This window comes from Kinneretia sp. DJ1R-11 (genome assembly GCF_025717595.1).
Taxonomy (GTDB): domain Bacteria; phylum Pseudomonadota; class Gammaproteobacteria; order Burkholderiales; family Burkholderiaceae_C; genus Paucibacter_A.
The window spans coordinates 39,088-63,034 of the sequence record NZ_JAJIRR010000002.1 but is presented as its reverse complement, the minus strand read 5'-3'; the positions used below and the strand labels follow the sequence as shown (position 1 = coordinate 63,034).

Below are 23,947 nucleotides of genomic sequence, written 5' to 3'. Positions count from 1 at the left end.
AAGGTGGGCGGAACAACGCACCAGTACCGTGAGCGGTGGCAGCTCTAAGATCCTCGCACCTCGATCCTTGCGCTGCCATTCCCATGACTCTCTTTCGCTTCTTGATGCTGCAGCTGCTAACGCTCTGCTTCTCGGCCTTGAGCGTGGCCGCGCCCGCCCAAGGTCTGCTGCTGCAGGTGCCCACTCGGGACGGCAGTAGCGTGACAGTGTTCTGGGCTGAGCGCGATCAGGCGCGTGCCACGGTGCTGTTGTTCCCGGGCGGCGGTGGCGGCTTTGGCCGCCTGGTCGATGGCCGGCCGCAGGGTGGGAACTTCCTCGTGCGCAGCTCGGCTGCGTTTCAAGCCGCCGGCTACCAGGTGGCCATCTTTGGCCGGCGCGCCGACGGCGCCGAGCTCGGCTACGAAGACCGCATCTTGCCCGCGCACCTGGCTGACATCGCCGATGTGGTGGCGGCGGTGAAGGCGCGCAGCGATCGGCCGCTGTGGTTGGTCGGCACCAGCCGCGGCACGATTTCGGCAGCCTCCGGCGCCATCGCCCTCGGCGATCAAATCGCCGGCCTGGTGCTCAGTTCCAGCATCGTCGCCATGAAGAAGCCCGGCGCCCTGCCGAGCCTGGACCTGGCGGCGATACGCAAGCCCGTGCTGCTCTTGCACCATGAGAAAGATGCCTGCTGGGTGTGCAAGCCGCAAGAAGTGCCGGCCTTGCTGCAGCGCTTCAGCGGCGCGCCGGTCAAGCGTCTGATCTGGGCCGACGGCGGCGGACCCGCCAGCGGCGAGCCCTGCGAGCCGCAGCATTGGCATGGCTTCGTCGGCATGGAATCTGAAGTGGTGGGGCTGATCACCGACTGGCTGGCGGAGCCGCGCTGAGTCGCTTGGCAAGGGCAGTTGTCGGCACAAAGCAGCCGAATACAAAAGGCAACCACGGAGGCACAGAGGCACAGAGAAATACAAAGCCGAATTGGTTTTTGCTCTGTGCCTCCGTGCCTCTGTGGTTGCAATTGAATTTCCGCTATGTGCCGATTCCAGCCGTCCCCGCCGCGCTTCAGTGGAACTGCAGGCGCTGCAGTTGGCCGGCCGTATCGGTGTGGCTCAGTTCATGGGCCAGGGTGGCGAAGTTCACATGCAGCGTGGCCTCTTGCGTGCCAGCTTTCCAGCGTAGGGTCAGGTCTTGCGGGCCACTGGCCTCGCTGCTGAACTCGCCGGCAAAGGCGGGGTGGCTGTTGCGCAGGCGGATCAGCTGGATCAGCTGCTGCACCACCGGGCGTTGCAGCTCCGAGGCAATCTCGGCTTCGTCGTAGTAGTGCCGGTTGATGTCGCGGCCGACGCCGCTGCGGGCCAGTAGCTCCATATCGTTGTGGCCGGCCAGCAGGCCGACGTAGTAGACCTGGGGCACGCCGGGCAGGAAGAACTGCAGCGCCCGCGCCAGCAGGTAGCGCACATCGTCGCGGCCCAGGGCGTCGTAGAAGGTGCAGTTCACCTGGTAGAGATCGAGGTTGGAGGCGGCAGCGCCCGTGGCCTGACGGCTCTCGCCGCCGCTGTTGCTGTGGATGCGCTCGACCAGGGCATCGAGTTCGGCTGGCGGCACCAGGCCGGGTTGGCCTTCGCGGTCGCTGGCGTCGGCGCCGATGTCGATGATGCCGATGCCATCGTGCGTGTCCAGTACCGTCAGCGCATTGCAGGGGCGCTGCGCGATCCACTGCTGCAGTGGGCCGGATTGGGCGAAGAAGAAGGCGTGCAGCACCAGCGGCGGCAAGGCGAAGTCGTAGACCCAGTCCACGCGTGCGGCGATCTCGATCTGGCGCCGGTAGTAGGCATGAATCTCCACCAGCACCTCGATGCCCAAGCCGCGCGCCTGTGCCGCGAACTCGTCGATGAAGGCAAAAGTCTCCGGCATCATGAAGCAGCTGGCGCCGGCCTTCTTGATGGCATAGCCCACGGCATCGAGGCGCACCATGCGGATGCCTCGCTCGGCAAAAGTCTGCAGGATGCTCAGCAGGTAGGCGCGGCCCTGCGGGTGGTGCACGGCGATATCGATCTGGGCAGCGGTGAAGGTGGTCCAGAGCAGCTTTTTTTGGCCATTCTTCAGCGTAGCCACTTGCACAGGCAGGCCAGGGCGCGGCCGGTAGATGGCCAGCAGGTCGGATTCCTTGGCGCCGAGTGGAAAGACCGCATCGAGGGTCAAGAACAGACCGGCATAGGGCGAGGCGTCGCCGCGCGCTGAGTAGTCCAGGAACTGGGGCGAGCTGCTCGACATGTGGTTCACGATCGCATCCCCCATGACGTCGAGGCTGTCCGCCAGGTCTTTGATGTCGCCCCAGCTCCCCAGTCGTGGATCAACCTGGGTGTGGTCGATCGGATCGAATCCGGCATCGGCGCCGTCGATGGCATGGAAGAAGGGCAGCAGGTGCACACCGCCGAAGACCTCGCCGAGCGCGCCACCGGCACCGAGCAGGCGGCGCAGGCGCTGCAGGTCCTGCCCGTCGAGGCGGCCACCGAGACGGTCGACGTAGGTGATCAGTTGGACTTGGTTCTTCATGATTTCAATTCGGACGGGGAAGGCTGAGGCGTGGTCTGCACGCGCAGCATCGCGATCGCGGCGCAGATCAGCAGCGCGCCGGCCAGGCGGATCACATGGTCGGGGCGACCGCCCAACAGGCTGTGATAAATCAGCGGCAGCGTCACCATCTGGATCAGCATGGGGATGACGATGAACATATTGAAGATGCCCATGTACACCCCGGCGCGCTCGGGCGGGATGCTGCCGGCCAGCAGCACATAGGGGTTGCCCATGATGCTGGCCCAGGCCAGGCCCACGCCCAGCATGGGCAGGAGCAGCAGCCAGCGGTTCTGGATCTCGGGGATGGCCCACATGCCGGCGCCGGCCAGCACCAGGCACAGGGCATGCACGCGCTTGGGGCCAAAGCGCCGCGTGAAGGGCACCATCGCGAAGGCCGCGAGGAAGGCGACGAAGTTGTAGAAGCCGCCGATCTGGCCGTTCACCAGGCCAGCGTCTCGGAAGCCCTGGGAATGCGGGTCGCTGCTTTGGAAGAGCGTCAGGGCCAGGGACGGCACGATGTAGATCCAGTAGCACATCATGGCGTACCACTGGAACAGCTTCATCCACCAGAGCTGGCGCATGGTGCGCGGCATTTCGCGCAGCGCGCTTGAGATCTCGCGCAGCGCCGCGCCCAGGCCGCGTGCTTGCTGGCGCATCTGCGCCAGCTCGTCGGCGCTGAGCGGCAGCTCGGGCACCTGCCGCACCGACCACCAGACCGTGCTGATGGAAAACACGGCACCGATGAGAAAAGCCGTCAGGGTGATCTGCGGGATGTTGTTGCTGCCCAGCGCGTCCTTGTCCATGCCCATCAGCACCAGCAAGGTGGGCGCGAGATAGGCCAGGGTCTGGGCCAGGCCGGTGAAGGCGCTTTGGGTCAGAAAGCCCAGGGAATGCTGGTTGGGATTGAGCCGGTCGGAGACGTAGGCGCGATAAGGCTCCATGGTCACGTTGTTGGCGGCATCCAGGATCCAGAGCAGGCCGGCGGCAAACCACAGCGTCGGGCTGAAGGGCATGGCCAGCAGGCCCAGGCTGCAGAGCAGGGCGCCGATCAGGAAATAGGGTGTGCGCCGGCCCCAGCGGCTGACCGTGCGGTCACTGAAGGCGCCGACCAAGGGTTGCACCAGCAGGCCGGTCATGGGCCCGGCCAGCCAGAGCAAGGGCAGGCTGGCTTCGTCCGCGCCCAGGTACTGGTAGATCGGGCTCATATTGCTCTGCTGCAGACCGAAGCTGAACTGGATGCCGAAGAATCCGATGTTCATGTTGACGATTTGCCAGAAGCTGAGTCTGGGTTTGTTCATGTGACTCATGAGGCGTTTTCCGTCAGCGTCGGTTGCTGCAGGGCCTGCCGCCATGGCAGGAAGAAGGCGTCGACCTCGGGCATGGGGCCGCGTTCGCCACACAGGGCCGCGGCATAGCGATTGGCCAGTTGCAGGCAGTCCGGCAGCGAATGGCCGCGCAGCTTTCCGGCCAGCAGCATGGCACTGAAGGCATCGCCCGCGCCGACGGTGTCGACCAGTTGGGCGATGGCAAGACCTGACCCTTGCGCCAGCAATGCACCGTCAGCGGCGAAGGCCGCATAGCCAGCGCTGCCGCGGGTCAGGATCAGGCGTTCCAGGCCGAAGTGCTGCATCAGTGCCGCTAGAGCGGGGCCCAGCGCATGAGCATCGCCCAGCGGGTTCAGCGCCGCATCACCGTCGCGGCCGAACCAGCGGAAGAGCAAGCCGAGCTCTTCGTCATTGACCTTGAGCCAATCGGCCTGGGCCAGCGAGGCGGCGGCCAGCTCGGGCGTGTCGGTGCCGGCGCGCAGGTTCAGGTCCAGGTAGCGCGTGCAACCGAGGCTGCGGGCGCGCTCGACCAGGGCCTGGATGCTGGCGCCCGAGACCGCGCCGCGCTGCGCCAAGGTGCCGAAGTAAAGGAAGCGCGGCCGCAGGGCTTCCAGTGATGACACGGCCGGTTCCGAGGCGATGAAGTCCCAGGCGGCCGGCGTGTGGATGTGAAAGCTGTGGCCGGCCGGGCTGCCGTCGGCGGCGAACTGCTCGCTGACGGTGACGCGGCCGGTCGCGTGCGTGGGGTCGATCTGCACGGCCTCGGTCGCCAGGCCGAAACGTTGCAGGCTGGCGCGGATCAGGGCGCCACCGGCATCGTCATGGCCGATGCGGCTGACCAGGCACACCGGGGCTGAACCGCCGGCCTCGTCGGCCAGCAAGGCCCCCAGCGAGCGCGCCACATTGAAGGGCGCGCCGCCGGCCACCTGGCGCTCGTGGAACTCGTCCACCAGCGCCTCGCCCACCAGCAAGACGGCAGAGCTAGGCTGTTGCATGAGGCCGCCGTGATCAGAAGTTGTACTTCAGCGTGGCGCGCAGGCTGCGGCCGTTGAAGGCGCGTGCGGCATGGCCGTCGCCCTCGATCTCGGTGTAGGCCAGGGTGTTGAACAGATTGTTGGCCGAGAGCGAGAGCTGGGCCTTGTCGCTCAAGGGCACATTCACAAAGGCATTGACCAGGGTGTAGCCCTTCATGGTGATGGTGTTGGCATCGTCACCGTAGGACTTGCCCGAACCAATCAGGGCCGCGCCCACCTCGATCTGGCCCAGCATCACGCTCGGCGCCAGCTGGTAGACGAAGTTGGCCTGACGGCGCGGCTTCTTGCCGACGATGGCGGCGTCGTTCGAGGCCTTGATCTTGGCGCTGGTGAAGGTGGCGCCGCCGCTCAGGCTGAAGTCGCCCCAGCTATAGGCCGCTTCCAGTTCCAGGCCGCTGGCCTTGTACTTGTTGGCGCTGAACTTCTGGGTGGTGAGCTCGAAATTGCTTTCGGTCGTGCGGGCGTTGAACACGGTGGCGAACAGGCTCAGGCCGGCCTGGCGCCATTTCAGGCCGCCTTCGACCTGGTCGATCTCGTTGACGCTGATAGGCACCGAGCCGTCCAGCGGGTTGCCGTAGAGCAGGCGGTCGGCGCTGAAGGAGACGCCGTTGCTGACGCGGGCGAATCCGGCCAGATTGGGCGTCACGCTGTAGTTGGCGCCCAGCGAGTAGGAGGTGTGGCCGACCTTGTAGTTGACCGTCTTCTGGCTGGCTGCGTCCCAGGTCTTGGCTGTGTTGTTGCCGGACAGGGTGTAGCCGCTGGCCTTTTGCTCATCGCGGCGCAGGCTGCCGTCGAGTGTCAGGCTGCCCAGGTCGACCGCAGCCGCGGCGTAGGGCGAGGTCTGGGTGTACTGCACGTCAAAGGTGCGGGTGCAGCAGCCGCCCCAGGTGGTCCAGCCTTCGGCGATCGGGCCGGTGCCCGGCTGACCGGCGGCGTTCAGCACCTGCGAGCCCTCGCCCTGCATGCTCAGCTTGTACTGGTTCCAGAACCAGGTCTGGGCCACGTTTTGCACGCCGTAGAACAGGCCGGCGACCAGGGTGGTTTTGACGCCGTCGCTCTGCATCACCTTGCTCAGCTTCAGGTCGTTGAAGGTGTTGTCAAAGTTGTCGAGCGAGGTGTTGAACAAGGTGCCGGTGAAGGACTTATCGGCGCCGTTGTTGCCGTTGTCTGCAGGGAAGAGTGCGATGAAGCGGCCCGAGTTGCTGGCCTTGCGGAACTTCTCTTCCACGCTGAAGCCGTTGCCCAGATCCAGGCCGGCCTCGAAGCCCAGGGCCAGGCTCTTGATGCGCAGGCCGTCGCGGGTGTTGCTGGTCGTGGTGCCGCCGTCCTTGTTGTAGCCGGTGTCCTTGGCCAGGCTGGGGGTGATGAAGAAGGCGGTGCGTGGGTCGATGCCGGAGATGGTGCGGATCGTGCCCTTGTCCACGGTCACAGGCACCGGCATGAAGGAGGGCGTGCGGTCGTTCAAGGCCTTGAGGCTGACGCTCACATAGCCGTCGGCTATCTTCTGCGTCAGCTTGGCGCGGATCTGGCCGCCGTTCTCGACATTCATGCCGGTCGGCCGGCCGCCTTCGCCGATGCGCTGGAAGCCACCGATGTGGAAGCTGGTGCCATTGCCGATGCTGCCGCCGTAGTCGGCGTCGAGACGCATCAGGCGGTCGTCCAGGCCCACGCTCAGGCCGATGGCACCTGCCGGCTTGCCGGCGCCGGTCTTGCTGATGAAGTTGATCAGGCCGCCGGGCGAGTTGGACGCCAGGGTGGAGGCCGAGCCTCCGCGCACCACCTCCAGGCGGGCCGTGCTGTAGTCGGCGCGCAGGAACTGGTCGGCGGTGCCGAAGGAGATGTCACCGAAGAGCAGCACGGGCAGGCCGTCTTCCTGCATCTGCACATAGCGAGAGCCGCCGGCCGACAGCGGCACGCCGCGCACGGTGACGTTGGCATTGCCTTCGCCGCCGGTCGATTCCGAGCGCAGACCCGGCACGCTGCGCAGCAGCTCGGCCGCGCTGCTGGCGCCGGCCTTGGCGATCTGTTCGCTGTCGATGGAGCTGACCGACAGACTTTGCTTCATCTTGGTCGTGCGCACCGAACTGCCGGTCACCACCACTTGGTTGAGTTTCAGCCGGTCTTGTTTGTCAGCCCCCTGTTTGCTGTCCTGGGCCGCTTCGGCTTCGCCAGCGGGCGCGGCCGCTTGCTGGGCCAGGGCGGGCAGTTGCAGCAGTGCCAGGGTGATGGCGGCCAAAGCTGGGCGGCGGGAAAAGAATGGCTGGTGGTGTCGCATGGTGTTTGTCTCCTTGGAGGGGCGGGTCACGCTCAGGGAAGGCGGCGTGCCCCGCGGAACATCGAGACCGCTGGTGGGCTTGCTGCCTTTTGGGGCATCGTGCACCACCGCCGTCTTCTTGGGCACCATTCTGGAACTTATTGCAATCGATTGCAAACAAGGGGAAACGCGTATCTGCCTTGGAGCAACAAGGTTTTTGAAAAACTCTTGCAATCGATCGTCAGGCGGCGCTGCGCCGGACGATCAGGTTCACGCCCAAGGTGCGTGAATCGCTGCGCTCGCCGCGCAGCTGGGCCATCAGAGCGGCCACCAGTTCGGCGCCCGCTTTCGACACCGGCTGATGCACCGTGCTCAGCGGCGGGTCGCAGTAGGCGGCCAGGGGCATGTCGTCATAACCGACCACCGCCACGTCATCAGGCACATGCCGACCGCGCGCCCGCAGGGTGTGTATGGCCTGCAGGGCCAGCAAATCGCTGCAGGCGACCACGGCATCGAAGTCCGGCGCCTCGGGCAGCCAGCGCTCCAATGCCAGGCGAGCGCCGGCCGGTTCGAAGGGCAGGGCCAACTCCAGCGCAGGATCGGCGCGCAGGCCGGCTTCCTTCAAGGCGAGTTGGTAGCCCTCGCGGCGCAGCCAGACTTCGGGCAGTTGGGCGTCGCCGAGAAAGGCGATGCGGCGCCGCCCCAGGCCGAGCAGATGGCGCGTCGCCTGCAGGCCGCCGTCGGCGTTGTCGCCGCCCACCGTGCAGTAAAGCTGCTGCGGCAGGGCGCCCCCCCAGACCACCAGGGGAAGCTGGCGCGCAGCCAAGGCATTGAGCTGGTCGTGGTGGCGCCACTGGCCCACCATGATCACGCCGATGGCTTTGCCCGAATCGTAGAACTGAGCGGCCAGATCCAGATGTTCGGCGTCGACACGCGAGAGCAGCATGTCGTAGCCCTGGTCCGTCAGCGCATCGGCAATGCTGCCCACCAAGGCCAGGAAGAAGGGGTCGGAGATGTGCTGGCGCGAGGCCGCCTCAAAAGGCACGACGACCGCCACGGTCCGGTTCTTCTGCAAGCGCAGGTTCTGCGCGCCGAGGTTGATCGAATAGTTCAGCGAGCGCGCCAACTCGGCCACTCGCTGACGGGTTTCGGCATTGACCAGGGTGCTGCCGCTCAGCGCACGCGACACCGTGGACACCGAGACCCCGGCCAGGCGGGCGATGTCGGCCATCTGCAGGCGACGCTGTTCGGCGGGTCCTGCGGCCGCGGCGGGGCGTGCTGCCGGGGCAGCGGCTGGCGATGGAGCAGAAGCCCTGGCCGGCGGCGGTGCCGGTGGGGCCGAGGACGGCGAACGCTTGGACATGGGCCGGGATTGTGCCGTAGCCCCTACCGGCGGAGCTGCATCAGGGCGAAACGCGGTGCGCGCGGTGATCGAGAAAGATCTGTGCTTCGCCTCCACAAAAGCAATGCCAAGGGCGCAAAAGCTTTCATTGCGTGCGCTCGATGAACAAACCCGAGGCAAGCGTCTCAAACACCGCACCTCGGCGGCCCGCCCGCTGCAACTTCGGCCCAAACCCCAGCAAACACGGGGCCTGTAAGGTGGAATTGAAACGTTAAGCATTGTTAAGATTTGCGTCGGTTTCAGTTTGATACACCTCCCGTCTGCCATCGAGGCTCCCACCATGTCGTTCACCAGCCCCTCCAACAGCTCCGCGCTCACCATCGTTCACGTGGTGTTTTCCTCGCGCATTGCCGGCGGCGAACGCCATTGCATCGACCTCGCCCAAGCCCAGGCTGCCCTCGGCCACCGTGTGCATGTGATCGGCAGCCGCGGCTCGGCCGTGGCCGGCGAGTTGGGCCCCGGCATCCAGTTTCACGGCCTGGCGCTGCCGCTCTTGCGCGGCTGCCGGGTGCGCCGCCTGGCCCGTCGCTTGGGTGCGGACATCTGTCACGGTCACCTGGGCCCGGCTTGCAAGGCGGTGGCCGAGGTGCGTGGCACGGCGCGCGTGGCCACCCTCCATGTCGGCTACAAAGCCCATCATCACGCCCGCCAGGACGGCCTGATTTGCGTCAACCGCAGCCAGGCTCAGCTGCTGCAGGCTTATGGCGGTGCCGTCAGCGTGATTCACAACTGGGCGCCCGAACGTGGGCCGGCGCCCTTGTCGCTGTGCTTGCGTCGCGAGCTGGGTTTGCGCCCCGATCAGCTCCTGGTCGGCTCGGTCGGGCGTTTGCATCCCAGCAAGGGCATGGACCTGCTGATCCAGGCCTTCCAGGCCGAAGCGCCGGCCGATGCAGCCCTGGTCATTCTGGGCGAGGGCAAGGAGCGCGAGGCCTTGCAGCGTCTTTGCGGCGCCGACCCACGCATCCACTTGCTCGGCTACCGAGCTCAAGTCGATGCGGCTTTGCAGTCTCTGGACCTGTTTGTTTCCGCATCGCGCGAGGAAGCATTTCCGCTGGCAATTTTGGAAGCCATGCGGGCTGGACTGCCCATCCTGTCCACCGCCACCCAGGGGCCGCAGGAAATGCTGGCCGGCCAGCCGGCCACCTTGGTGCCGGTGGGCGATGTGGCGGCCCTGGGCCGCGCCCTGCGCGAGCGTCTGGCTGCCTTGAGCCCCCAGCCCGGCCGGTCGGTCGACCGCCAGCGTGTCGACTACTGCCTCAGCGCCTATGAACGACCGCAGGCCGTGGCCCGCGTGGTCGCTTTCTACCGCGATGTGCTGAGCCGCCGCGCCAAGGCTCCGGGCGCCCAGCCGCAGCTGCAGGGCAGCCCGGCCCATGTTTAAGCGGCCGCGTACCGACTTCTGGCAGGTCGGCATCGTGCCGGCGCCGATTGAGAAGCTCGACGCCGCCCGCCTGCAAGCCCTGGCCCCGTCCATCGTCTGGCTGCCCTCGGCCGGGCCCTGGCGCTACCTGGCTGATCCTTTTGGACTGCACCGCGGCGATGCCTTGCATGTGTTCGTCGAAGCCTTCGACTACCGGACCAAGCACGCGGTGATCGAGCGTCACGAGTTTTCCGCCACTGATTTGCAATGGCGCGGCCAGCGGACAGTGCTGGCCCGGCCTTTTCATCTGTCCTATCCCCAGGTCATCGAGCACGAAGGCTCCACCTTTATGGTGCCCGAGAGTGCCCAGGCCGGCGAAGTGGCGCTCTACCGTGGCGACGACAGCCTGAACCACTGGCAGCGCGAATGCGCCCTGCTCAGCGATCTGCCGGTGGCCGACGCTTCGCTGATCGAACACCAGGGCCGCTGGTGGATGTTCTTCTCACTGGTGGGCAAAGGTGCTCGCGACCAGCGCGAGCTGCATCTGGCCCATGCCCCGGCGCTGACCGGGCCCTGGACACTCCATGCTGGCAACCCCATCCGGGTCGACCGCAGCGGTGCCCGGCCGGCCGGTCGACCCTTCCACGCGGCCGATGGCGCGGTGATGCTGCCGGTGCAGGACAGCTCGCAGACCTACGGCGGTGCGACCCGCATGCTGCGCTTCGAGCAGCTCAGTCTGGAGCACGTGCAGTACGCCCCCACCCGGCTTTTCTTGCAAGGTGCCATGGCGCGAGCCGATCACCCCGCCGGCCTGCACACCCTCTCGGCCTGTCAAGACTTGACCCTGATCGATGTCAAGCGCATCGATCGCTCGCGTGCCAAGCAGTGGTTGGACCTGCAGCGCCGCGCCCGCCGCCTGGTCGGCCGACCGCGGCCACTTCCTCAGACGGTGTGAGCGCACGCGCCCTGTGAGGCGGCGAATGCGGCTCAGGGACAACACTGCGGCGCAGCTAGTCTCAAGCCTGGGGCGTACCATGGGTCTGCATCCACCCGGAGCGAGCAGGCTGATGTGCAATCCTTGACCCGACTCGCGTCGCTTGACGCCAAAGCCCTCTGTGCGTCCCTGGACCAGGCCTTCTTGGGCTTGGTCTGGGTCGATGGCATGGGCCGCATCTGCCATGCCAACCGATTCTTTCTCGATCAAGCGGTGGCCGCAGACAACCTCTCCGATTGTTTCCCCGACATCAGTTCGACCCGCTGGCAAGCCTTGTTGGCGCAAAGCCGCAGCCCGAAGCGCCAGAGTTTTCATGCCCAGCTGCGTCTGGCTGCCGGCGGTCTGGCCAGCTTCGAGCTGCAGTTTCAGGCCCATGACAGTGCCGAAGCGCCGACTCTGACCCTGCTGGCCCTGCGCCCCATGGACGAGCGCAGCGAACGCGAAAGTGTGGCCCAGTTGCAGAACCAGGTGTTGGAAGCCGTGGCCATGGGCCGCCCCCTGCCGGTGGTGATGGACTTGCTGTGTCGGCGGGTCGAGGCCCTCGCGCCCGATGTGATCTGCTCGGTGCTGGCCGTGGACGCGCCGGGCCATTTGCACCCACTGGCCGCGCCGAGCTTGCCCTTCAGCTACAGCAACGCACTCGAAGGCCTGTCCATCGGCCCGTCGGCGGGTTCATGCGGCACGGCCGCCTGGCGCAAGCAGGCGGTTCAGGTGCGCGACATCGCCCATGATCCACTCTGGGCGGAATACAAAGAGCTGGCGCTGGCGGCCGGCCTGGGCGCATGCTGGTCCACGCCTATTCTGCTCGACGGCAGCCGCGTCGCAGCCACCTTTGCGCTCTACTACCGCGAAGCTCGCGAAGTGGCGCCTTTCCACCGGCGCATGGTCGAGGCCTGTGCCCAGCTCTGCAGCGTGGCGCTCAAGCACGACGAGCACCTGCGCCAGATCGAACGCCTGGCCTATTTCGACGGCGTCACCGGCCTGCCCAATCGCAGCCTCTTCCACGACCGCATGGGCCAGGCCCTGCCGGTGGCCATGCTCAGCGGCAGCCCGGCCGCCCTGTTGTTGCTGGATCTGGACCGCTTCAAGACCGTCAACGACAGCTTCGGCCATGCCATCGGTGACGAGGTCTTGCGCCAGGTGGCCACACGTCTGCAAGCCTGTCTGCGCGAGGCCGACACCCTGGCCCGTTTTGGCGGCGACGAGTTCGTCGCCTGGCTGCCCGGCTGCAGCGGCACGCAGGCCATGCAAGTCGCCGACAAGCTGCTGGCGGCCCTCGAGCCTGCGCTGCAATTGCCCAATCAGGCGCCGCTGCTGATGAGCGCCAGCATCGGCATCAGCTGCTTCCCTGAGGACGGGCAGGACCCGGAGCAGCTGCTCAAGGACGCCGACATTGCCATGTACGAGGCCAAACGGGCCGGCCGCAATTGCGCGCGCTTCTTCCTGCCGGCCATGAACCAGGCCCTGGACGAGCGCGTGGCGCTGGAAGGCGCGCTGCGCCTGGCCATGTCGACCCAGGCCTTGCGCCTGCACTACCAGCCCAAGCTGCGCTTGCGTGACGGCGCGGTGGTCGGTGCCGAGGCCTTGCTGCGTTGGACCGACCCGCAGCGCGGCCCGGTACCCCCCGATCGATTCATCCCGGTGGCCGAGGAGTGTGGCCTGGTCAATGCCTTGGACGCCTGGGTCTTGGAGGCGGCCTGCGAGCAGCTGGCGGCCTGGCAGGAGCAAGGGGCCGGCATCCGCGCAGTCTCGGTCAATGTCTCGCCCACCCGTTTCCAGCAGGACGATGTGGCCGCGCATGTGGCCTCCCTGCTGAGCCGGCATGGCCTGCGGCCCGAGCAGCTGACGCTGGAGGTGACCGAGCGCCTGCTGCTGGACCACGATCCGCGCACCGCCGGGCAGCTGGCCAAGCTCTTCGCCATGGGCGTGCGGCTCTCGCTCGACGATTTCGGCACCGGTTATTCCAGCCTCGGCTACCTCAAACGCCTGCCGGTCAGCGAGCTCAAGCTGGACCGCAGCTTTGTGCGCGACCTGGAAACCGATGCCGATGACCGCGCCCTGGCCAGCGCCGTGCTTGGCATCGGCCGGGCCCTGGGCCTGGCCGTGGTGGCCGAGGGCGTGGAGACCGAGGGCCAGCGCCAGATCCTGATCGAGCTCGGCTGCGAGGAGGCTCAGGGTTATTGCTTCGGCCGGCCCATGCCGCCGGCCGAGCTGCAGGACTGGCTGGCCGCGCGGCGCTGATCAAGCCAGCCCGAGGGCGGCCTCACAACTCCCACTGCGGGTGCAGCTGGCGCAGACGGTTCAAGGCCATGGCCGCCGCCGAGGTGCGGGTCTCGACGCCCAGCTTGGCGAAGACGCGCTCCAGATGCTTCTTCACCGTGGCCGGGCTGGCGCCGAGGATGTCACCGATGTCGCGGTTGATCTTGCCCTTGACCACCCAGTAGAGCACCTCGGCCTCGCGCGCGGTCAGGCGGAAGTTCAGGCCCATGGCTTCGATCAGGGCGGCGTCGCTGTGCTCGCGCATGACCAGCAGGCATTCATCGCCTTCGTCCAAGTTCTCCGGGCCCGAGGGGTGCAGGGCAAAACTGAGGCGGCAGGCGCCTTGTTCGTGCTGAAAGCGCGGCGGCTCGCGCGACAGTTCCGAGACTCTGATCGATTGCCGGGCCAGCCATGTGCGCACCGGCGCTGGCAGCAGGCCGCCGGGCTCGGCCGGGAAGTGGCGCTGCAGCAGTTCGCGCGCCAGCGGTGTCTGCCACATCAGGCGGCCGTCGCTGAGGCGCACGGTGACGCTGGCGTAGCCGAAGGCATCGAGCGCGCGCCGCGTCTGCACAGCGCCTTGCGCTTGGGCAGCAGCGCGAAGATGGACCTGCATGCGCGCCAGCACCTCCTTGGGTTTAATGGGCTTGGTCACATAGTCGGCGCCGCCCGCTTCGAGCGCGGCCACCAGATGCTCGGTCTCGGTCAGGCCGGTCATGAAGATCAGCGGGATGCCGGCCGTGGCCGGCGTGGCCTTGAGCCGGCGGGCCAGCTCAAAGCCATCCATGCCGGGCATCACCGCGTCCAGCAGCACGATGTCAGGCTGAGCCTGGCGCGCGCGGGCCAGGGCCGCCTCGCCGCTGGTGGCGACGAAGACGGTGTAGCCCGATTCATCGAGCGCGTCGTGCAAGAGGGCCAGGTTGTCCGGCACATCGTCGACGATCAGCACGCGCTCGCTGCGCGGCCCCTCAGTGCCGCTGAATGTCGTGGTCAGCATGGCGTGGCCTCCAGGTTCAGCAGCATGGCTTCGAACTGGAACTGCCGCGCCTGCTCGCGCAGCTGCTCCACACGAGGCTGGCAGTCGGGCTGGCTGGCCCGCATGCGGTCCAGGGCGGCCAGCACGCCGCGGTAGTGGCCCAGCTCCAGGGCCTCGAGCAGGGCCGGCAGGTGTTCAGCGGGCAAGGGCGTCTGCTTCAGCGGCAAGGCTTCCGGCACTTCCGTGGCTTGATCCAACCATTGCAGCGCCAAAGCCTGGCCCAGCCAGTCCAGCAGCTCGGCATGGCGCACCGGCTTGGTGATGAAGTCGACGGCGCTGATGCCGCCCTCATGCTCCTGGCCTTTCTCGAAGGCGTTGGCCGAGACGATGGCCACGCGTGGCGGCTGGGGCAGGTCCAGGGCGCGCAGGCGGCGCAGGGTCTCCCAGCCGTCTATGCCGGGCATGGCCAGGTCCAGCAGGAGGGCATCGGGCCGCAGGCCGCCGCTGACGATCAGGTCCAGCGCATCATGGCCGCTGCTGGCGCTGCGCAGCTCAAAGCCCAGCGGCGCCAGCAGCTCGATCAACAGCTGGCGGTCGGCCTCTTCGTTGTCGACCAGCAGCAGCAGGCGGCGCGGCCCGGCATAGCCCAGGCGCGGGCGGGGCGCGCGCGCCGGCGGCAGGGCGCTGTCCGGCAAGGCCGGCAGAAACAGGCGCACGCTGAACACCGAGCCCTGGCCCGGCGTGCTGCGTGCGTTCAACTCGCCGCCCATCAGCCGGGCCAGCATCTGCGCCATGGTCAGGCCCAGGCCGGCGCCGACGGTGGCGCCGGTGCCGCGGCTGCTGCCGCGGGTGAAGGGCTCGAAGATGCGCGCCAGCTCGGCCGCGTCCAGGCCAGGGCCGCTGTCCTCCACCTCGATCAGGGCCAGCTCGCGGGCATGGCGCACGCGCAGGGTGACCTGACCCCGCGGCGTGAACTTGATGGCATTGCCGATCAGATTGATCAGGATCTGGCGCAGTCGCCGCTCGTCGCCGCGCACGCAGGCCGGCAGCTCGCCCTGCACCTCGAAACGGAACTGCAAGCCCTGGGCGGCAGCCTGGGGCTCGAACATCTCGGCCAGTTCGTGCATGCAGTCCTCGAAGCGCAGCGGCGCCAGCTCCAGGCTCAGGCGGCCGGCTTCGATGCGGGCCAGGTCCAGGGTGCCGTCGATCAGGCTCAGCAGGTGTTCGCCGCTGCGCTTGATCACCTGCACGGCCTGACGCCGGCGCGGCGGCAGCTCGTGCGTGTCCTCGGCCATCAGCTGGGCATAGCCGAGGATGCTGTTGAGGGGGGTGCGCAGCTCGTGGCTGATGGCGCTGACGTAGCGGCTCTTGGCCTGGTTGGCGGCCTCGGCCGCGGCTTGCGCGCGCTCGGCCAACACGCGGGCGGCCTGCAAGGCCTCGTCGGTGCGGCGGTGCGAGGCGATCTCGCGCATCAAGGCCTCGGTCTGGCGGTTCGATTCCTCCTGTGCCACCTCGCGGCTCTGGTGGGCCAGCACCAGCCACCAGGCGGCAATGCCCAAGCCCAGGCTCAGCAGCACATAGGCCTTGAGGAAGCCGGCGCGCAGGCTGGCCGGCGTTTCGCCGGATCCCAGGCTTTGCAGCTCCTGGTGGTAGAGCAGGCCGAACAGTGCCGCCAGCAGGGGCAGCAGCACGCCCATCAGCAGCAGGAAGTGGCCCAGGCCTTTGTCCAGCACCGGCCACAGCGGCCGCGGCAGCAGGCGGCGCAGCGCGCCCGACCATTGGGCCGAGAGCCGGGCCTGGGGCTTGCAGAGATCGCCGCAGCGCGCGTCCAGGCTGCAGCAGAGCGAGCAGATGGCGCCCTGGTAGGCGGGGCATTGGGCCATGTCCGGGCCTTCGTACTCGCGCTCGCAGATCACGCAGCGGCGCGCGCGCAGGGGGCGGCCATCGTTTTGGTCTTCACCGAACGGTGCACGCGCCAAGTAGTAGCGCCCGCGCGTGGCCCAGGCGATCAAGGGCGAGGCGAGCAAGGCCGTCACCAGGGCGATCAGGGCCGAGAAGGCCTGGGCATCCGGCCCGAACAGTCCCAGGTGGGCGCTGACCGAGAGCGCCGAGGCCAGGGCCATGGCACCGACGCCGACCGGGTTGACGTCGTAGAGATGGGCGCGCTTGAACTCGATGCCCGGGGGCGACAGGCCCAGGGGCTTGTTGATCACCAGATCGGCCACCACGGCCATGATCCAGGCGATGGCCACATTGCCGTACAGGCCCAGCACGGCGCTCAAGGCCTCGAAGACATTCATCTCCATCAGCAAGAAGGCGATCAAGGTGTTGAACACCACCCAGACCACCCGCCCCGGGTGGCTGTGCGTCAGGCGCGAGAAGAAATTGCTCCAGGCCAGCGAGCCGGCATAGGCATTGGTGACATTGATCTTGAGCTGCGACACGATCACGAACAGCGCCGTGGCCGCCACCGCCCAGCCGTAGTGCGGGAACACATATTCGTAGGCGGCCAGGTACATCTGGTTGGGGTCCACCGCGCGCTCGGCCGGCACGGCGTGGCTCAGCGCCAGCCAGGCCAGCAAGGCGCCGCCCAGCATCTTGAGCACGCCCAGCAGCACCCAGCCCGGCCCGCCCACCAGCACCGCCGCCCACCAGCGCCGCCGCTGCGCCGGCGCGGCATCGGCCGGCAGGGCGGGCATGAAGCGCAGGTAGTCGGCCTGTTCGCCCATTTGCGTGATCAGGGCGATGCCCACGGTCAGCGCTGCACCAAAGTGGCGCAACTCGAAGCCAGCCGTGCCCGAGAGTGCTCCAGCATGGTGCAGTGCACCGGCAAAGGCCTGCGGCTCTTGCCACAGCACCGCCGCGAAAGGCAGCAGCAACAGGACCAGCCAGAGCGGTTGCGTGATCAGCTGCAGGCGGCTGATGACCGACACACCGTGGGTGACCAGGGGAATCACCAGCAGGGCGCAGATCAGGTAGCCCCAGCGCGGCGGGATGTCCAGCGCCAGGTCCAGGGCGTAGGCCATGACGGCCGCTTCCAGCGCAAAAAAGATGAAGGTGAAGCTGGCGTAGATCAGCGAGGTCAGGGTCGAGCCCAGGTAGCCGAAGCCGGCGCCGCGGGTCAGCAGGTCCATGTCCACGCCGTAGCGGGCGGCGTAGATGCTGATGGGCAGGCCGGCCAGAAAGATGATCAGGCCGGTGGCGACGATGGCCCAGGCCGCATTGGCCCAGCCGTACTGCAGCAGCAAGGTGGCGCCCACGGCCTCCAGGATCAGGAAGGAGGCCGCGCCGAAAGCCGTGTTGGCGACCCGGAAGCCCGACCAGCGGCGAAAGCGCTGCGGTGTGAAGCGCAGGGCGTAGTCCTCCAGCGTTTCGCGCGCCACCCAGGCGTTGTAGTCGCGCCGGATCTTGATGACGCGCTGCGGCGCCGGGCCGCCTTCGGGCGGATGAAGGGGCGGGTGCAGGGGCGGATGAAGGGGCGGATGCAGGGGCAGCGGCACATCGTGGGGCAGGGCGCTCATGGGCGAACTGCGAGCAGGTTTCGTGCCGCCTGCGCGCTGCGGTCTCCAAGTCGGCACGGGACTTGCAAACGGCCCTTGCAACACCCGAGCAGGACACCATGGAACTGACGCCCAGAGTTCAAGCGCCAAAGCGCTTGCGCGTGCTGGCACCAAGGAAATCATGGAACTGACCCCACGTGGTCAAGCGCTTCAGCGCTTGCGCGTGCTGACCTCAAGGCAAACATGGAACTGACTCCACGCGAAAAAGACAAGTTGCTGATCTTTACGGCCGCCCTGCTGGCCGAACGCCGGCGCGCCCGCGGGCTCAAGCTCAATTACCCCGAGGCCGTGGCCTTCATCAGCGCCGCCGTGATGGAAGGCGCTCGTGACGGCAAGACCGTCGCTCAACTGATGAGCGAGGGCCGTGAACTGCTCGGCCGCGCCGATGTGATGGACGGCGTGGCCGAGATGATTCCCGACATCCAGGTGGAAGCGACCTTCCCGGATGGCAGCAAATTGGTCACGGTCCACCAACCGATTGTTTGATCGCCCCTCATCCATTTCCACGACACCGACAGGAATCCGCCCCCATGAAACGCGCTCTCGTCTCCGCCCTTGCTGGCTTGCTGCCCCTGGTGGCCGTGTCGCACACCGGCGATGCCGCCCACGGCCATGACTTCATCACCGGCTTTTTCCACCCCTTGAGCGGTGCCGATCACCTGGCGGCCATGCTGACCGTGGGCTTGTGGAGTGGCCTGGCGCTGCGTCGGCCCTGGCAGGCGCCGCTGGCCTTTGCCGTGCTGCTGCTGGTCGGTGCGCTGCTGGGCTTGAGCGGCCTGGAGCTGCCGGCCGTCGAGCCCATGATCGCCGCCTCGGTGCTGGCCCTGGGCCTGCTCGCCGCCACTCGGCGCGCACTGGCGCCAGCCCTGGCCATGGGCCTGGTGGGTTTCTTCGCCTGCTTCCACGGCATGGCTCATGGTGCAGAGCTGGACGGCGGCCTCGCCTTGCTGGGCATGGTGCTGGCGACCTGGCTGCTCCATGTGGCCGGCCTGGGCTTGGGCCTGTGGCTGCGCCGCACGCAGGCGCGCTGGGCCCTGCCTCTGAGCCGCGTGCTGGGCGGCGGCATTGCGCTGCTCGGCCTGGCCCTGATGACCCGGGTGGTCGGCGCATGATTCCCGGCGAGCTGTTCACGCCCGAGGGCGAGCACCTGCTCAACCCCGGCCGGCGCACGCTGAGCCTGGTGGTGCAGAACGCGGGCGACCGGCCCATCCAGGTCGGCTCCCACTACCATTTCGCCGAAACCAATGCGGCCTTGCAGTTCGACCGCGCCGCGGCGCGCGGCATGCGGCTGAACATCGGCTCCGGCCTGGCCGTGCGCTTCGAGCCCGGCCAGCAGCGCACCGTGGAGCTGGTGGACCTGGCCGGCGCGCGCATCGTTCACGGCTTTCGCGGCCTGGTGCAAGGGAGCTTGTGATGGCCACGCTGGGACGACGCGCCTATGCCGAGATGTACGGCCCCACCGTGGGCGACCGCCTGCGCCTGGCCGACACGGAGTTGATCATCGAGGTCGAGCAAGACCTGACCCTGCGCGCGGGAGGCTACGGCGAGGAGGTCAAGTTCGGCGGTGGCAAGACGATTCGCGACGGCATGGCGCAGTCGCAGCGCGGCCGCGGTGATGGGAAGGACGGAGGCGCGGTCGACACGGTCATGACCAATGCCCTGATCCTTGACCATTGGGGCATCATCAAGGCCGACATCGGCCTCAAGAACAGCCGCATCGTCGCCATCGGCAAGGCCGGCAACCCCGACACCCAGCCCGGCGTGGACATCATCATCGGCCCCGGCACCGAGGTGATCGCCTGCGAAGGGTTGATCGTCACCGCCGGCGCGGTGGACACCCACATCCACTTCATCTGCCCGCAGCAGATCGAAGAAGCCCTGGCCAGCGGCGTGACCACCATGCTGGGCGGCGGCACCGGCCCGGCCACCGGCACCCTGGCCACCACCTGCACGCCCGGCGCCTGGCATCTGGAGCGCATGCTGCAGGCGGCCGATGCGTTTCCCATGAATCTGGGCTTTCTCGGCAAGGGCAATGCCAGCCAGCCTCTGGCCTTGCAGGAGCAGATCGAGGCCGGCGCCATCGGCCTCAAGCTGCACGAAGACTGGGGCACCACGCCGGCCGCCATCGACAACTGCCTGAACGTGGCCGAGGCCACCGACACCCAAGTCGCCATCCACACCGACACGCTCAACGAGAGCGGCTTTGTCGAGGACACGGTGGCAGCCTTCAAGGGCCGCACCATCCACACCTTCCACACCGAGGGGGCCGGCGGAGGCCATGCGCCCGACATCCTCAAGGTGGTGGGCGAGGCGAATGTGCTGCCCAGTTCCACCAACCCGACCCGGCCCTACACCATCAACACCCTGGACGAGCATGTCGACATGCTCATGGTCTGCCACCACCTGGACCCGGCGATTGCCGAGGACCTGGCTTTTGCCGAAAGCCGCATCCGCCGCGAGACCATTGCGGCCGAAGACATCCTGCACGACCTCGGCGCCATCAGCATGTTCAGCTCCGACTCCCAGGCCATGGGCCGGGTCGGCGAGGTGATCCTGCGCTGCTGGCAGACGGCGCACAAGATGAAGCTGCAGCGCGGGCCTTTGCCTGGCGACGGGCCTGGCAATGACAACGCGCGGGTCAAGCGTTATGTGGCCAAGCTGGCCATCAACCCGGCGATTGCGCATGGCATCAGCCACGAGGTGGGCAGCGTCGAGGTCGGCAAGTGGGCCGATCTGGTGCTCTGGAAACCGGCCTTCTTCGGCGTCAAGCCCAGCATCATCCTCAAGGGCGGCAGCATCGCCTTGGCCGCCATGGGCGACCCCAATGCATCCATCCCGACGCCCCAGCCGGTGCACTACCGGCCCATGTTCGCGGCCTTCGGCGGCGCCCTGGCGCGCAGCTCGCTGAGTTTTGTGTCGCAGGCCGGCCTGGCGGCCGGGGTGGGCCAGCGTTATGGTTTGCAAAAGACGCTGTCCGCCGTGCGCGGCATCCGCGGCCTGGGCAAGCGCGACATGATTCACAACGATTACGCGCCGCGCATGGAGGTCGATGCGCAAAGCTATGCCGTGCGCGCCGACGGCCTGCTGCTCAGCTGCGAGCCGGCGCAGAGCCTGCCTATGACCCAACGCTATTTCTTGTTCTGATGCCCCCACTTGCCATGCCCACCGAAACCGACCTGCTGATCCGCCTCGATGACCTCAGCGACCCGCGCATTGCCGCCTTCATGGAAGAGCATCTTCAAGACATGCGCGCCACCTCGCCGCCGGAGAGCGTGCATGCGCTGGACATGAACAAGCTGCGCCAGCCGGACATCGCCTTCTGGACCGCCTGGCTCAGTGATGAGCGCGGAGCGCCCGGCCAGATGCTGGCCGCCACGGCCGCCATCAAGCACCTGGATGCGGCGCATGCGGAACTGAAATCCATGCGCACCGCTGCCGTGCTGCGCGGCCGCGGCTTGGCGCGCCGCATGCTGCGCCATGTACTGTCCGAGGCGCGCCAGCGCGGCTACCGCCGCCTGAGCCTGGAGACCGGCACGCAGGACTTCTTCGAGCCCGCCCGCCAGCTCTACGCCAGCGAAGGCTTTGTGGACTGTGCGCCCTTCGGCGGTTACCGGCTCGACCCCTACAGCTGCTTCATGACCCTGGAGCTGAAATGAGCGAGGCCGCGCCGACGCTGCTGCAGGTGGCCCGCCTGATCCCGCAAGGCCAGGGCTTGGCACCGGTGCTGCTGCGCCGTGCGGCCAGCCTCAGCCTGGACTGGGACACGCGGCAGAAGAGCCGCTTTCAGGCCGAGGACTCCAGCGGCCGGGCCCTGGGCGTGTTCCTGCCGCGCGGCAGCCAGCTGCGCGGCGGCGATGTGCTGCTGGCCGAGGATGGCAGCCTGATCCGCGTCGAGGCGGCGCCCCAGGCGCTGCTGCGCATCAGCGCTTGCGCGGAGCACGGCTCGCCCTTTGACTTGACCCGCGCGGCCTACCACCTGGGCAACCGCCATGTGCCCATCGAGTTGCAGCCCGGCTATTTGCAGATCGAGCCCGACCATGTGCTGGCCGACATGCTGCGCGCCCAGCCGCATCTGCAGGTGCAGGCGCTGGACGCGCCCTTCGAGCCGGAGGGCGGGGCTTACACGGCGGCGCATGGGCACAGCCATGACCATGGGCACGACCATGTTCATGCTCACCACCCTCACCATCATCATCACGATCATCCATGAGCGCCCTGCTGCAACTGCTTTGGCTGGCCTCGCCGGCATTGCCGATCGGCGGCTTCTCCTATTCCGAGGGCATCGAATCGGCCGTGGCCCATGGCTGGGTGCATGACGAAGCCAGCACCGCCCACTGGCTCTCGCAGCAGCTGCGCCTGAGCCAGGCGCGCGGCGACCTGTCATTGGCGGCCCAGGCCTTGCGCGCCTGGCGCGAAGACGACCTGGCCACTTTGCGCCGCCTGAACGATTGGCTGCTGCAGACCCGCGAGAGCGCCGAGCTGCGCCTGCAGTCCGAGCAGATGGGCCGTTCGCTGCTGGACTGGCTGCGCAACCACGACACCGCCACCCCGGCGCAGATCGCCCAGTGCCAGGCTTTGGGTCAGCCCTGCTACCCGCTGGTGATGGCCCTGGCTCTGGCGGCCAGCGAGGCCGCGCCCGAGGATGCGCTGCTGGCCTACGCCTTCGCCTGGTCCGAGGCCATGGTCGGCGCAGCCATCAAGTCGGTGCCGCTGGGGCAGAGCGTCGGTCAGCGCATCCTGGCCCGCCTGGCCGCCGAGATTCCCGCGGCGGTGGCCGAGGCGATCACCACCGATGGATCTCGGCGTCAGGCTTTTTCTCCCATGCTGGCGATTCTCTCGGCCCGCCACGAAACCCAGTACTCCCGCCTGTTCCGATCATGAATCCAAGCACCTCGCACCTGACCCCGCTGCACCACATTCCCGGTCGCAGCAAGCGCCTGCCGCCCCTGCGCGTGGGCATCGGCGGCCCGGTCGGTTCGGGCAAGACCACCTTGCTGGAGATGCTGTGCAAGGCCATGCGCGAGCGCTGGGACTTGGTGGCCATCACCAACGACATCTACACCAAGGAAGACCAGCGCCTGCTGACCATCAGCGGCGCCCTGCCGGCCGAGCGCATCCTGGGCGTGGAGACCGGCGGCTGCCCGCACACCGCCATCCGCGAAGACTGCTCCATCAATCTGGAGGCGATCGACCGCATGCTGGCGCAGTTCCCCGATGCCGATGTGGTTTTCGTCGAATCGGGCGGTGACAACCTGGCCGCCACCTTCAGCCCCGAACTGAGCGACCTGACCATCTACGTCATCGACGTCGCCGCTGGCGAAAAAATCCCGCGCAAGGGCGGCCCGGGCATCACCAAGAGCGATCTCTTCGTCATCAACAAAACCGACCTGGCCCCGCATGTCGGCGCCAATCTCGAGATCATGGAAGCCGACACCCGCCGCATGCGCGGCGCCAGCAAGCCCTTCGTGATGAGCAACCTCAAGACCCTGGCCGGCGTGGCCGAGGTGGTGCGTTTCATCGAGGAGCGGGGGATGTTGGGGTCTGGCGGCTGAGCGAGGGCACATATTCGGTACGAAACAAGCTTTGGGTCGTTCTCGTGAGGCCCTGCAGCCCGCGCCGCCACCGGGCTCATGGTTACGGGGTCGGCCCTGCCGGGCCGACTTCCCTGCGCTGCTCGCGCCTCGGGGCTGGCGCATAACTCACTCCGCTCCCTGCGTTCGCTTCGTTCAGACAGACGCGACAAGTCAGAGCTTGAAGCGCGCGGGTACGCGCGCGCCCCGAGGCACTGTGCTGCTCGGCCCTGCACAAATCGCCCGGCAGCGGCCCGGGCTGCAGGGCGCTTGCATCGCGGGCGATGTGCCCCATCAACGGTGGAGCGCGCCACATCCGAAGGTGGCTCGGCCCGCCGACGGGCGATTTGTGCGCGGCCGAGGGCGCAGCGGAGCGGCTCAGGCGCGTGTACTCACGCGCTTCAAGTTCTGACTCGGCGCCACTGTTTGACCACAGTGAGCGCAGCGAACGGAGGGAGTTTGGCGCCGCTGAGCCGCGCAGTGAGCACCGAGGGGAGTCGGCTCACAGAGCCGACCCGCGAACCATGAGCCCGGCGGCGGGACGAGCCACCGCAGCGTGAGCGATCCGCACACGGGTCGACCGCAGGGTTCTGCTCCCCGCCACTGGGCCCAGGTGGTTCTCGCCGTCCCGGCAAAGAAAAGCGCCCCAGAGCCATGACA

19 protein-coding genes are annotated in these 23,947 nt (G+C 67.6%); 12 read left to right on the top strand and 7 right to left on the bottom strand.

Annotation, left to right across the window (positions count from 1 at the left end; translation table 11 throughout):
- The first annotated feature begins 83 nt into the window (after positions 1-83).
- Positions 84-866 (top strand): alpha/beta hydrolase, encoded by a 783-nt coding sequence (locus LNV23_RS04235; RefSeq protein WP_263561825.1) that lies wholly within the window; start codon positions 84-86, stop codon positions 864-866.
- Positions 867-1,041: 175 nt separating this feature from the next.
- Here the strand turns inward: LNV23_RS04235 and gtfA are convergent, their stop codons facing one another.
- From gtfA to LNV23_RS04210, 5 genes are all read right to left on the bottom strand, one after another.
- On the bottom strand, positions 1,042-2,535 hold the full coding sequence (gtfA, locus tag LNV23_RS04230) for a sucrose phosphorylase (RefSeq protein WP_263561824.1): 1,494 nt from the start codon (positions 2,533-2,535) through the stop codon (positions 1,042-1,044).
- Positions 2,532-3,854 (bottom strand): MFS transporter, encoded by a 1,323-nt coding sequence (locus LNV23_RS04225; protein ID WP_263561823.1) that lies wholly within the window; start codon positions 3,852-3,854, stop codon positions 2,532-2,534. Before LNV23_RS04225 ends, gtfA begins: the two co-directional genes overlap by 4 nt.
- A 5-nt stretch (positions 3,855-3,859) precedes the next feature.
- The gene (locus LNV23_RS04220; protein WP_263561822.1) at positions 3,860-4,876 is read right to left on the bottom strand and encodes a PfkB family carbohydrate kinase; all 1,017 of its coding nucleotides are present in this window, start codon (positions 4,874-4,876) and stop codon (positions 3,860-3,862) included.
- A gap of 13 nt (positions 4,877-4,889) precedes the next feature.
- The gene (locus LNV23_RS04215; RefSeq protein WP_263561821.1) at positions 4,890-7,190 is read right to left on the bottom strand and encodes a TonB-dependent receptor; all 2,301 of its coding nucleotides are present in this window, start codon (positions 7,188-7,190) and stop codon (positions 4,890-4,892) included.
- Positions 7,191-7,410: 220 nt separating this feature from the next.
- Positions 7,411-8,532: a LacI family DNA-binding transcriptional regulator gene (locus LNV23_RS04210; protein WP_263561820.1), complete on the bottom strand. Its 1,122-nt coding sequence runs from the start codon at positions 8,530-8,532 to the stop codon at positions 7,411-7,413.
- 319 nt (positions 8,533-8,851) lie between these two features.
- On the opposite strand from LNV23_RS04210, the gene LNV23_RS04205 reads away from it, so the two are divergent.
- The 3 genes from LNV23_RS04205 (at position 8,852) to LNV23_RS04195 (ending at position 13,166) form a co-directional block, all read left to right on the top strand.
- Positions 8,852-9,952: a glycosyltransferase gene (locus LNV23_RS04205; RefSeq protein ID WP_263561819.1), complete on the top strand. Its 1,101-nt coding sequence runs from the start codon at positions 8,852-8,854 to the stop codon at positions 9,950-9,952.
- A complete protein-coding gene (locus tag LNV23_RS04200; RefSeq protein ID WP_263561818.1) occupies positions 9,945-10,886 on the top strand; it encodes a glucosamine inositolphosphorylceramide transferase family protein in 942 nt (313 codons plus the stop codon). Before LNV23_RS04205 ends, LNV23_RS04200 begins: the two co-directional genes overlap by 8 nt.
- 123 nt (positions 10,887-11,009) lie before the next feature.
- Entirely contained in the window at positions 11,010-13,166 is a 2,157-nt protein-coding gene (locus LNV23_RS04195; protein ID WP_263561817.1) for a putative bifunctional diguanylate cyclase/phosphodiesterase, read from the top strand.
- Positions 13,167-13,188: 22 nt separating this feature from the next.
- On the opposite strand, the gene LNV23_RS04190 is transcribed toward LNV23_RS04195, so the two are convergent.
- Together LNV23_RS04190 and LNV23_RS04185 are read right to left on the bottom strand one after the other, a co-directional pair.
- A complete protein-coding gene (locus LNV23_RS04190) occupies positions 13,189-14,178 on the bottom strand; it encodes a response regulator (RefSeq protein ID WP_263561816.1) in 990 nt (329 codons plus the stop codon).
- Entirely contained in the window at positions 14,172-17,678 is a 3,507-nt protein-coding gene (locus LNV23_RS04185; RefSeq protein ID WP_263561815.1) for a hybrid sensor histidine kinase/response regulator, read from the bottom strand. Before LNV23_RS04185 ends, LNV23_RS04190 begins: the two co-directional genes overlap by 7 nt.
- A gap of 222 nt (positions 17,679-17,900) precedes the next feature.
- Here LNV23_RS04185 and LNV23_RS04180 point away from each other — a divergent pair, with 222 nt between their 5' ends.
- Genes LNV23_RS04180 through ureG form a run of 8 tightly spaced genes read left to right on the top strand, consistent with a single transcriptional unit; the run spans position 17,901 to position 23,269 of the window.
- Positions 17,901-18,203 carry an urease subunit gamma gene (locus LNV23_RS04180; RefSeq protein ID WP_102769195.1) on the top strand — a complete coding sequence of 101 codons (303 nt, stop codon included), beginning with the start codon at positions 17,901-17,903 and terminating at the stop codon, positions 18,201-18,203.
- 44 nt (positions 18,204-18,247) lie between these two features.
- Positions 18,248-18,829, top strand: a complete 582-nt coding sequence (locus LNV23_RS04175; RefSeq protein ID WP_263561814.1) for a HupE/UreJ family protein — start codon at positions 18,248-18,250, stop codon at positions 18,827-18,829.
- Entirely contained in the window at positions 18,826-19,131 is a 306-nt protein-coding gene (locus tag LNV23_RS04170; RefSeq protein ID WP_171828416.1) for an urease subunit beta, read from the top strand. The genes LNV23_RS04175 and LNV23_RS04170 overlap by 4 nt, the downstream gene beginning before the upstream one ends.
- Complete coding sequence (gene ureC / locus LNV23_RS04165; protein ID WP_263561813.1) at positions 19,131-20,861, top strand: urease subunit alpha; 1,731 nt, start codon at positions 19,131-19,133, stop codon at positions 20,859-20,861. The genes LNV23_RS04170 and ureC overlap by 1 nt, the downstream gene beginning before the upstream one ends.
- 14 nt (positions 20,862-20,875) lie before the next feature.
- Complete coding sequence (locus LNV23_RS04160; RefSeq protein ID WP_263561812.1) at positions 20,876-21,373, top strand: GNAT family N-acetyltransferase; 498 nt, start codon at positions 20,876-20,878, stop codon at positions 21,371-21,373.
- 17 nt (positions 21,374-21,390) lie between these two features.
- The gene (gene ureE, locus LNV23_RS04155; RefSeq protein ID WP_263562263.1) at positions 21,391-21,927 is read left to right on the top strand and encodes an urease accessory protein UreE; all 537 of its coding nucleotides are present in this window, start codon (positions 21,391-21,393) and stop codon (positions 21,925-21,927) included.
- Positions 21,924-22,598 (top strand): urease accessory protein UreF, encoded by a 675-nt coding sequence (locus tag LNV23_RS04150; RefSeq protein ID WP_263561811.1) that lies wholly within the window; start codon positions 21,924-21,926, stop codon positions 22,596-22,598. Before ureE ends, LNV23_RS04150 begins: the two co-directional genes overlap by 4 nt.
- The gene (gene ureG / locus LNV23_RS04145) at positions 22,595-23,269 is read left to right on the top strand and encodes an urease accessory protein UreG (RefSeq protein ID WP_263517898.1); all 675 of its coding nucleotides are present in this window, start codon (positions 22,595-22,597) and stop codon (positions 23,267-23,269) included. The genes LNV23_RS04150 and ureG overlap by 4 nt, the downstream gene beginning before the upstream one ends.
- The last annotated feature ends 678 nt before the right edge of the window (positions 23,270-23,947 follow it).

Bases quoted from the DNA above. Each gene is read 5' to 3' on its own strand.
- ureG (WP_263517898.1), top strand. From the start codon at position 22,595: ATGAATCCAAGCACCTCGCACCTGACCCCGCTGCACCACATTCCCGGT.
- LNV23_RS04200 (WP_263561818.1), top strand. From the start codon at position 9,945: ATGTTTAAGCGGCCGCGTACCGACTTCTGGCAGGTCGGCATCGTGCCG.
- LNV23_RS04185 (WP_263561815.1), bottom strand. From the start codon at position 17,678: ATGAGCGCCCTGCCCCACGATGTGCCGCTGCCCCTGCATCCGCCCCTT.
- LNV23_RS04235 (WP_263561825.1), top strand. From the start codon at position 84: ATGACTCTCTTTCGCTTCTTGATGCTGCAGCTGCTAACGCTCTGCTTC.
- LNV23_RS04225 (WP_263561823.1), bottom strand. From the start codon at position 3,854: ATGAACAAACCCAGACTCAGCTTCTGGCAAATCGTCAACATGAACATC.
- LNV23_RS04160 (WP_263561812.1), top strand. From the start codon at position 20,876: ATGCCCACCGAAACCGACCTGCTGATCCGCCTCGATGACCTCAGCGAC.
- LNV23_RS04190 (WP_263561816.1), bottom strand. From the start codon at position 14,178: ATGCTGACCACGACATTCAGCGGCACTGAGGGGCCGCGCAGCGAGCGC.
- LNV23_RS04215 (WP_263561821.1), bottom strand. From the start codon at position 7,190: ATGCGACACCACCAGCCATTCTTTTCCCGCCGCCCAGCTTTGGCCGCC.
- LNV23_RS04210 (WP_263561820.1), bottom strand. From the start codon at position 8,532: ATGTCCAAGCGTTCGCCGTCCTCGGCCCCACCGGCACCGCCGCCGGCC.
- LNV23_RS04220 (WP_263561822.1), bottom strand. From the start codon at position 4,876: ATGCAACAGCCTAGCTCTGCCGTCTTGCTGGTGGGCGAGGCGCTGGTG.
- LNV23_RS04175 (WP_263561814.1), top strand. From the start codon at position 18,248: ATGAAACGCGCTCTCGTCTCCGCCCTTGCTGGCTTGCTGCCCCTGGTG.
- LNV23_RS04180 (WP_102769195.1), top strand. From the start codon at position 17,901: ATGGAACTGACTCCACGCGAAAAAGACAAGTTGCTGATCTTTACGGCC.
- ureC (WP_263561813.1), top strand. From the start codon at position 19,131: ATGGCCACGCTGGGACGACGCGCCTATGCCGAGATGTACGGCCCCACC.
- LNV23_RS04150 (WP_263561811.1), top strand. From the start codon at position 21,924: ATGAGCGCCCTGCTGCAACTGCTTTGGCTGGCCTCGCCGGCATTGCCG.
- LNV23_RS04170 (WP_171828416.1), top strand. From the start codon at position 18,826: ATGATTCCCGGCGAGCTGTTCACGCCCGAGGGCGAGCACCTGCTCAAC.
- gtfA (WP_263561824.1), bottom strand. From the start codon at position 2,535: ATGAAGAACCAAGTCCAACTGATCACCTACGTCGACCGTCTCGGTGGC.
- LNV23_RS04205 (WP_263561819.1), top strand. From the start codon at position 8,852: ATGTCGTTCACCAGCCCCTCCAACAGCTCCGCGCTCACCATCGTTCAC.